The sequence below is a fragment of the Nocardia sp. NPDC059764 genome (genome assembly GCF_042732555.1).
Taxonomy (GTDB): Bacteria; Actinomycetota; Actinomycetes; order Mycobacteriales; family Mycobacteriaceae; genus Nocardia.
Genome location: NZ_JBHWHH010000095.1, coordinates 20,233 through 28,426, shown reverse-complemented (window position 1 = coordinate 28,426; position 8,194 = coordinate 20,233). Strand labels below are relative to the sequence as shown.

Below are 8,194 nucleotides of genomic sequence, written 5' to 3'. Positions count from 1 at the left end.
CGGGGGTGCTGGTGGTCGTCGGCTGCGACTCGGCGTGGGGGGCGGCCGCCGACCTGGTCCGGGCCGGGTAGTGGGTGCTGGTGCTGGAACGCGCGGACCATACCGGCGGCGCGGCCGTCTCCGAGCGGGTGTTCCCCGGCTTCGACGCACGGCTGTCGCGGTACTCATATCTGGTGAGCCTGCTGCCCGAACGGATCGTCCGGGACCTGGATCTGAGTTTCGAGACCCGCAGGCGCCACGTCTCCTCGTACACGCCGATCGGCGATGCGGGGCTGCTGGTGGACAACGGCTCCGAGTCGGCGACCCGCGCGAGCTTCGCGCAGGTCACCGGGTCCGAGCGGGATTACGAAGCGTGGCAGCGGTTCTACGCCACGACCGGGCGGTTGGCCGAGCGGGTGTTCCCGACGCTCACCCACCCGTTGCCCACCCGCGCCGAATTGCAGCGCACGGTCGATGATTCCGCCGCCTGGGAGGCGATCTTCGAACGGCCCCTGGGGGAATCGGTGGAGGCCGCCTTCACCGACGACACCGTGCGCGGCGTGGTACTCACCGACGCGTTGATCGGCACCTTCACCCACGCCCACGATCCGGCGCTGCTGCAGAACCGCTGCTTCCTGTACCACGTGATCGGCGGCGGCACCGGCGACTGGAACGTGCCGGTCGGCGGCATGGGCGCGCTCACCGACGCGCTCGCGGCGGCGGCCCGCCGGGCGGGGGCGGAGATCCGGACCGGCCGCACCGTCATCGGCATCGACACCGACGGCGACACCGCGGAAGTCCGCTTCACCCAGGGCGATCGCACCGGCACGGCCGGTGCCCGGTACGTGCTGGTGAACGCCGCGCCGTACACGCTGGCGGGCCTGCTGGGCGAGTCGGCCGACAAACCCGAAGGCGCGCAGCTGAAGATCAATATGCTGCTGCGGCGGCTGCCGAAACTCCGTGACCCACGGGTGGATCCGCGCACCGCCTTCGCCGGTACCTTCCATGTCTCCGAATCCGCGGCCCAGCTCGACCGCGCCTACCGGGAGGCCGCGGCGGGCGAGCTGCCTTCGGCGCCGCCGTCGGAGATCTACTGCCACACCCTCACCGACCCGTCGATCCTCGCGCCGGAGCTGATCGAGGGCGGCTTCCACACCCTCACCCTGTTCGGCCTCCACACGCCCGCAAGGCTTTTCGCCGACGACCCGCGCGGCGCGAAGCGGCGCCTGGTGGACGCCACTCTGGCGCAGCTGGATTCGGTGCTGGCCGAACCCATCGGCGACTGCCTGGCCCTGGACGGCGAGGGCAACCCGTGCATCGAGGCCCGTACCCCCGTCGAACTCGAACGCGAGGTGGGCCTGCCCGGCGGGCACATCTTCCACGCGGACTTGGCTTTTCCCTATCGCACCGGCCCCGCCGACAGCCCGGCGGAGCGCTGGGGCGTCGCGACCGGGCATCGGAATGTCCTGCTGTGCGGGGCGGGCGCGGTGCGCGGTGGCGGGGTCAGCGGCATCGGCGGGCACAATGCCGCCATGGCCGTCCTGGAACAGGACTGAGCGGGTCCCGTCAGCGGGAGGGCAGCAACTGGGTGACCCGCCACAGCCGCCGCGGCAGCTCGCCCTCCTCGAACGAGTGCCGGTCGCGCAGTTCCCAGCCCGCGGCCAGGCTGTCCACCAGCGCCTCGGAGAAGAAGTGCACCGCGAACCCGCCGTGCTCGTAGATGTCGTCGCCCAGCGCCTTACCGGTGCCGAAGTGCGCGTCGTCGGTATTGCGGACGGTGTAGACGAACGCCCCGCCGGGCTTGAGCACCCGGCGGATCTCCGCGACCAGGTCCCGCAACTCCTGGGTGCTGAGGTTCATGCACAGCAGCATGTGCGCGTAGACCGCGTCCACGCTGCGGTAGGGCAGCGGAATCGGCTGGCGGACATCGTGTTCCAGGGTGGTCACCCGCGCGCTCAGCCCGGCCGCGTCCGCCCAATCGCGCAACTGGGCCAGCCCGACGGCGCTGAAATCGGTGGCCGTCACCCGAAAACCGCGGCGCGCCAGGTAGATCGCGTCGCGGCCGTGGCCCGCGCCCAGTTCCAGCACCTCGACGGCGCCCCGCTCGCGGAACAGGTCGGCCGCGTACACCGCGGCTTCCGACGGCTGTTCGCCGTACACGCCCGGATGCGTGCGATAGGTGCGCTGCCAGTGTTCGTGCTGGTCGCTCATGTCTCCATCATGTCCGACCAGTGGCCCGCCCGGGGCTAGGACGTGCGGCGGCCGTCCGCGCCGTGCTGGCCGCCCATGATGTCGGAGCAGCAGCGAATGAAGTAGCGCACCACCGGATCGGCCTCGGAGGCGTCCGGCCACACCACGGCGACCCGGGTGGGGCCGATGCCGTGCACGGGCCGGAACACCACGCCCGGGAATTCGGTGCGGGAGGTGGAGGCGGGGGTGAAGCTCACCCCGAACCCGTTGGCGATGGCGCGCAGCCATTCGTCGGTATTGCGGGCGATGGCGCCGATGATGGCGGTGTCCGCGGGCCGCGAGTCCAGGCCCATCCAATAGTCGCGCCACCAACCGGTTTCGGCGGGGGAGGCGACGTAGGGCTCGTCCCACAGTTCCCGGAACGCGATGTCGTGGCGGTCGGCGAGCGGATGGTCCTCGGGCAGCGCGATCCAGCGCGGTTCGGCGAACAGTTCCCGCAGGTGGTATTCGTCCTGACCGGGAAAGGGCAAGCGCAGCAGGGCGACATCCACATCGCCCTCGTCGAGTCCGGCGGTCGGGTCGGTCCAGCCGCCCTGGTGCAGATCGACCTGCCAGTCCGGGTGCAGCCGGTGGAAGACCCGGATGATCTCCGGGATATGGCCGTCGGCCGCGCTGTTCACGCAGCCCAGCCGCAGCACCCGGGAGGCGCGGCTGGAGTCGCTCTTGGTGGCGCGCAGGATCCGGTCCCAGGACGCGAGCAGCGCGGGCAGCTGCTCGGCGAGCACCTTGCCGGCCGCGGTCAGGGTCCAGCCCGCCCGGGACCGGATGAACAGCTCCACACCCAGCTGCTGTTCGAGCTGTTTGATCTGGGTCGCCAGCGCGGGCTGCGCGACATGCAGTCGCTGCGCCGCCCGCGGCAGGTTCTCCGCATCCGCGACTGCCAGGAAGTAACGCAGTAGTCGCGTGTCGATATCCATGCCACCAGGTTAGGAACAGGGCAATGCCACCAGGTTAGGAACCAAGGCAACCGGTAGGCATACCGTTCACGGAAGGTGTTGTCTAGTTCCGTGACCTGCGAGATTGCTCCGGCAGGGTTGGCCCGCAACCGCGGTTTCGGGTCTTCCCGTGGCGATACCACCGCCCGGCGAGCCGGGTCTTACACGGTTTCCAGCGGGCATCTTTACCGTCCCGACGCAACTCGCCGAGGACACCAACGCCGCCAAATTACGGGCAGCGTTCACATCACGATCCAACACCAGACCGCAATGATCGCAACGGAATACGCGCTCACCCAAAGCCAGCTTGGTATTCACTGTCTTGCAGGAAGAGCACGTTTTGGAACTGAGGTACCAGCGGTCGGCGGTCACCAACCGCCCGCCGTACCAGCGGGACTTATATTCGAGTTGGTGGCGCAGTGTGGAGAACCCGGCCGACCAGATCGCCTTGGCCAGGGACCGATTGCGCAGCATCCCCGCAACATTCAAGTCCTCCACCACGATCGTCCCGTATTCGCGGGTCAGGCGGGTGGTGAGCTTGTGGAGCCCGTCACGGCGCATCGCGGTCACACGATGCTCGAGGCGGTTGGCCTTGGCGTTGGCCTTCTCCCACCGCCGCGACGGCCCCACGCCGTGCTTGTGGTCGGGGCCTCGGCGGCGAGACCGCACCCGCCCAAGCCGGCGACGCCGCTGCTGGGTCTTCTGGTAATGCTTCGGGTTCGGGACAATCTCGCCCGTGGACAGGACGGCCAGGGACTTCACGCCGACATCCAACCCAACCTCGGCGTCAGGCCGCGCGGGTTTCGGATCGTTGCGCTGGACCCGGACGGTGAACGACACCCACCAGCGGCCACCGCGCCACGACAGGGTCATGCCGCCCAGTTTCGCGGTCCCGTTGCGCAGCCGCCTGGCGAGCTTGCGCGTCGATTCACCGGTCCGGACGACCCCGATACGGGGAATCTTGACCTGCCGCAACCCGTCGCCGAGACCGTAACTACCGGTGGTGACGGTAAACGACTGGTGCGAGTGCTTCTTCTTCCGGGCCGGGACGCCCATCATCGGGCCGGCGCGGGTGCCGCGCTTGGACTTCGAGTAGTTGGCGAACGCATCAGCAACGCGCGCTATGCCGCATGAGTACGCCTCTTTGCTGTTCTCCGCCCACCATGGCGCGACCGCGTCCTTTTCGGCGTTCCAGGCTTTGCGGAGACTGTACGCGGATTGGTTGACCCACGGTGTCAGGTCTTCGTCGGGGATGCCGTGGTGGCTTCGGCCTGCCGCTGCGCCCAGTTGGCGAGGACCTTGCGGCGGCCCCAGTTGTAAGCGAACCGGGTTGCCCCGCAAGGGGAACGCAAGGCTTGCGCCTGGTCATGAGTCGGTTCCAACGTGAACCGGTACGCCTGAATCTGCCTCACCCCAGCCTCCCCGGGGCGATCGTTCGACGACGATGGTTCGCTCACCTGTTCGACAGTAGAGAAGCCGGACCAGACACGACAACATCGAAACCGAAGACACGCCAATCGAATTACAGCCACCGCACCGAAGCCCGACCGTCCCACCGCAACGCGCAACGCGCAACGCGCAACGGCACGAAACGTCACAAACCACCCAACAGTTTGACTATCCTCTGGCTTGAAAGGTGGGATTCGGGCGGCATGCTACCGGCGGTTCCGGGTCGGGAGGGGCGGCGCGCGGGGAGTGACGGTGGTCGCGTCCGGCGATTCGTGGACCAGTGGCTGCGTCCTGGCGAGAATCAGCGCACGACAGGCAGTTCCGAGCCCGGATCGGCGAGCCAGAGCAGCCAGTGAGGGGCGAGCAGGGCGCCGAATTCGTCGTAGCCGGTCGCGCTCGGGTGGAAGCCGTCACCGGCGGCGATATCGCGCATCCAGATCCGGTTCTCGCGTAAGGGCTGATGGGCTCGCAGGTAGGGCGCCTGCGCCTGCTCGCACAGCTCGGCGTAGCGGACGTCGAGGTCCAGCAGCCGGGCATTGTGCTCGTCGTCGACGTTCGGCGGCGGCGCGACCACCATTGCCTGCCAACCCCTTTCCCGCGCCCGGCGCAGGATCTCGGCCAGATTGCGCACCGACTCCGCGGAATCGACTCGGGGACGCCCGTTCTCGAACTGGGTGTCGTTGACGCCGGTGGAGATCACCACCCGGCAGTCCGCGCCCGCGGGCAGCCGGGGCGCGCATTCGGCCTCCCACCGCCCGCGTAGTTCGGTGCTGTTCTCCCGGCGGATCCCCAGGTTGTAGTAGGTCAGAGGCTGCCCGGCCGCGGTGGCGCGGGCCGCCAGCCGCCCCGCCCACCCCAGGCATTTCTGATCACCGACCCCGGCGACGAAAGACTCCCCCAGAAAGCAGACACGCAGATCGAGCACCACGGGCCGATCCTCGCACGCCGGTCGGACCGCCGCCCGATCCTCGGAATAAGCCGGAAAAACCGATACCGGAACCGGGCGCGGCGGACGCTTCGGGCCGGGCTTGTCGGGCAGTGTCCGGCGCACGGGTTACGGTTAGCGGCGTCAGCCGACCCTGGGACCACAGCCGTTCCCACGATCCGAAAGCGCGAATAGGACATGCGAGTCGACGGGCGGGAGATTCCCGTCTCCGGCAGCCTGCTGCAGCCGCGGATCCGCCGAACCAGCGACATTCTGCGCGTCGTGCTGTCCGCACTGTCCGTGGCCGTGGTCATCGCGGGATCGCTGATCAGCAGGCCGCAATGGGAGGCGCTGGAACGGTCGGTATCCAAGATCGTGGGGTTCCTGACCCCGGAACAGTCCAACCTGGTCTACATCATCTACGGCATCGCCGTCCTGGTGCTGCCCTTCGCCATCCTGGTGCGGCTGGTGCTGCGCCGGCAGTGGAAGCTGCTGGCGGGCTTCACCTCCGCGGGCCTGATCGCGCTGGCGCTGTTCTCCACCACCGGCAGCGGCTTCTCCGCACCCCGCTGGCATCTGTCCGAGGCCGGGCAGGTCAACACCTTCCTGTCGCAGTTCCTCGACGATCCGCGCTGGATCGCCATGCTGGCCGCGACGCTCACCGTGGCCAGCCCGTGGCTGCCTGCCAGGGCCCGGCGCTGGTGGTGGACGCTGTTGCTGGCGTTCGTGCCGATCCATCTGTTCGTCTCGCTGGTGGTGCCCGCCCGCGCGGCCCTGGGCCTGGTGGTGGGCTGGCTGGTGGGCGCGGTGATCGTGTTGGTGGTCGGCACCCCCGCGCTGGAGGTGCCGTTGGCCGCCGCGGTGCGGGTGCTGGCCCAGCGCGGCTTCCGGGTCACCGCGTTCACGGTGCTGCGCCCGGCGGCCCGTGGGCCGCTGGTGCTTTCGGCGGCGACGACGCCGCAGCCCGAGCTGAGCGCCCCGCCCAACGGCCCGTCCGACGCGGACGAGACCGGCGAATCCCATTCGCCGGACGACGAATTGATCATCGAACTCTACGGCGCGAACCAGCGCAGCCGCGGCATGCTGCAGCAGCTGCGACGCTGGCTGACCATTCGCAGCGGCGAGTACCCGGCCCCGTTCGCGTCCATGCGGCGCGCGGTCGAGCACAAGGCGCTGATGGGTTTCGCCATCGCGGATCTGGGCCTGGCCAGCTACAAACCGCTCACCGTCGCGGCGCTGGACCGCGGCTGGACGCTGTACGCGCACACCGTGCCCCAGGGCCGTCCGCTCGCGGCCGCCGACGGGGAACCGGCGCTGACCCGGGTGTGGCGGGCGCTGCACCGCATGCACCAGGCTCAGATGTCGCACGGCGATCTGCGCACCGACGAGATCCGCATCCTCGACGACGCCGTGTTGTTCGGCGGCTTCGTGCAATCGGAATTCGGCGCCTACCAGGTGCGTTTCGACTCCGACGTGGCCCAGCTGCTGCTCGGCTCGTCCGCGCTGTTCGGCACCGGCCCGGCGGTGCGGACCTCGCTGGACGTGCTCGACAAGCAGGCCGTGCTCGACGCCTCGGCACGACTCACCAAGACCGCCATGCCCCCGCACGTCCGCAAGGCGGTGCCCGACGCGGGCGAGCTGATGAAGTCCATCCGCGAGGAGGTGGCCGCGCAGACCGGGCAGGACAAGATCGAGGCCGCGCAGATCAACCGCTTCTCGCGCAACCAGATCATCCAGCTGGTCCTCCTGATCGGCCTGGTGTACGTGGCCTACCCGTATATCAGCGCGGTGCCGACCTTCGCCTCCGAACTGGGCAACCTGAACTGGGGGTGGGCGCTGCTCGGCCTGACCGTGTCCGCGCTGACCTACGTGGGCGCGGCGATGGCATTGTGGGCGTGCGCCTCCGAGGCCGTGAAGTTCGGCAACCTGCTGCTCATGCAGGTCGCCAACACCTTCGCCGCGACCACCACCCCGGCCGGCGTGGGCGGTCTGGCGTTGAGCGTGCGCTTCCTGCAGAAGGGCGGGCTGGGCGCGGTGCGCGCCACCGCCGCGGTCGCCCTGCAGCAGACCGTGCAGGTGGTGACCCACGTGGTGCTGCTGCTGATCTTCGGCGCGCTCGCCGGAACCTCCACCGACCTCTCGCATTTCGTGCCCAGCGCCACCGTGCTGTACCTGGTGGCGGGCGCCCTGCTGGGTCTGCTGGGCGTGACCACCTTCGTGCCCAAGGTGCGCAAGTGGCTGCTCAACGAGGTGCGCCCGCAGCTGGCGGACGTGCTGGGCCAGTTGAAGGATCTGGCCCGGCGGCCGGGACGGCTGGCCATGATCGTGGGCGGCTGCGCCACCACCACCCTCGGCATGGCGCTGGCGCTGTGGGCCAGTATCGAAGCCTTCGGCGGCAGTACGACTTTCGTGACCGTCACCATCGTCACCATGATCGGCGGCACGCTGGCCTCGGCCGCGCCGACGCCCGGCGGTGTGGGCGCGGTGGAGGCCGCGCTCATCGGTGGTCTGGCCGCGTTCGGAGTGTCGGCGGGGATCGCGGTCCCCGCCGTGCTCCTCTACCGCGTGCTGACCTGCTGGCTGCCGGTGTTCTGCGGCTGGCCGATCATGCGCTGGCTCACCGCCAAAGACATGATCTGAGCGACCAGCTGTAGCC

At 69.4% G+C, this 8,194-nt stretch carries 6 protein-coding genes and 1 pseudogene; 2 read left to right on the top strand and 5 right to left on the bottom strand.

What is annotated here, in order from left to right; genetic code table 11:
* Window positions 1-5 precede the first annotated feature (5 nt).
* Window positions 6-1,535, top strand: a pseudogene (locus tag ACFV4K_RS21315) (phytoene desaturase family protein).
* A gap of 10 nt (window positions 1,536-1,545) precedes the next feature.
* On the opposite strand, the gene ACFV4K_RS21310 reads toward ACFV4K_RS21315, so the two are convergent.
* The 5 genes from ACFV4K_RS21310 to ACFV4K_RS21290 all read right to left on the bottom strand — a co-directional run bounded on the left by ACFV4K_RS21310 (window position 1,546) and on the right by ACFV4K_RS21290 (window position 5,541).
* Entirely contained in the window at window positions 1,546-2,190 is a 645-nt protein-coding gene (locus ACFV4K_RS21310) for a class I SAM-dependent methyltransferase (RefSeq protein WP_379277054.1), read from the bottom strand.
* Between the two features lie 35 nt (window positions 2,191-2,225).
* The gene (locus ACFV4K_RS21305) at window positions 2,226-3,146 is read right to left on the bottom strand and encodes a LysR family transcriptional regulator (RefSeq protein ID WP_379277052.1); all 921 of its coding nucleotides are present in this window, start codon (window positions 3,144-3,146) and stop codon (window positions 2,226-2,228) included.
* Window positions 3,147-3,212: 66 nt separating this feature from the next.
* The gene (gene tnpB / locus ACFV4K_RS21300) at window positions 3,213-4,505 is read right to left on the bottom strand and encodes an IS607 family element RNA-guided endonuclease TnpB (RefSeq protein WP_379277050.1); all 1,293 of its coding nucleotides are present in this window, start codon (window positions 4,503-4,505) and stop codon (window positions 3,213-3,215) included.
* A complete protein-coding gene (locus tag ACFV4K_RS21295; RefSeq protein ID WP_379277048.1) occupies window positions 4,400-4,621 on the bottom strand; it encodes a helix-turn-helix domain-containing protein in 222 nt (73 codons plus the stop codon). The genes tnpB and ACFV4K_RS21295 overlap by 106 nt, the downstream gene beginning before the upstream one ends.
* A 293-nt stretch (window positions 4,622-4,914) precedes the next feature.
* Window positions 4,915-5,541 carry a GDSL-type esterase/lipase family protein gene (locus tag ACFV4K_RS21290; protein ID WP_379277046.1) on the bottom strand — a complete coding sequence of 209 codons (627 nt, stop codon included), beginning with the start codon at window positions 5,539-5,541 and terminating at the stop codon, window positions 4,915-4,917.
* Between the two features lie 195 nt (window positions 5,542-5,736).
* Here ACFV4K_RS21290 and ACFV4K_RS21285 point away from each other — a divergent pair, with 195 nt between their 5' ends.
* Window positions 5,737-8,178 (top strand): YbhN family protein, encoded by a 2,442-nt coding sequence (locus tag ACFV4K_RS21285; RefSeq protein WP_379277044.1) that lies wholly within the window; start codon window positions 5,737-5,739, stop codon window positions 8,176-8,178.
* The last annotated feature ends 16 nt before the right edge of the window (window positions 8,179-8,194 follow it).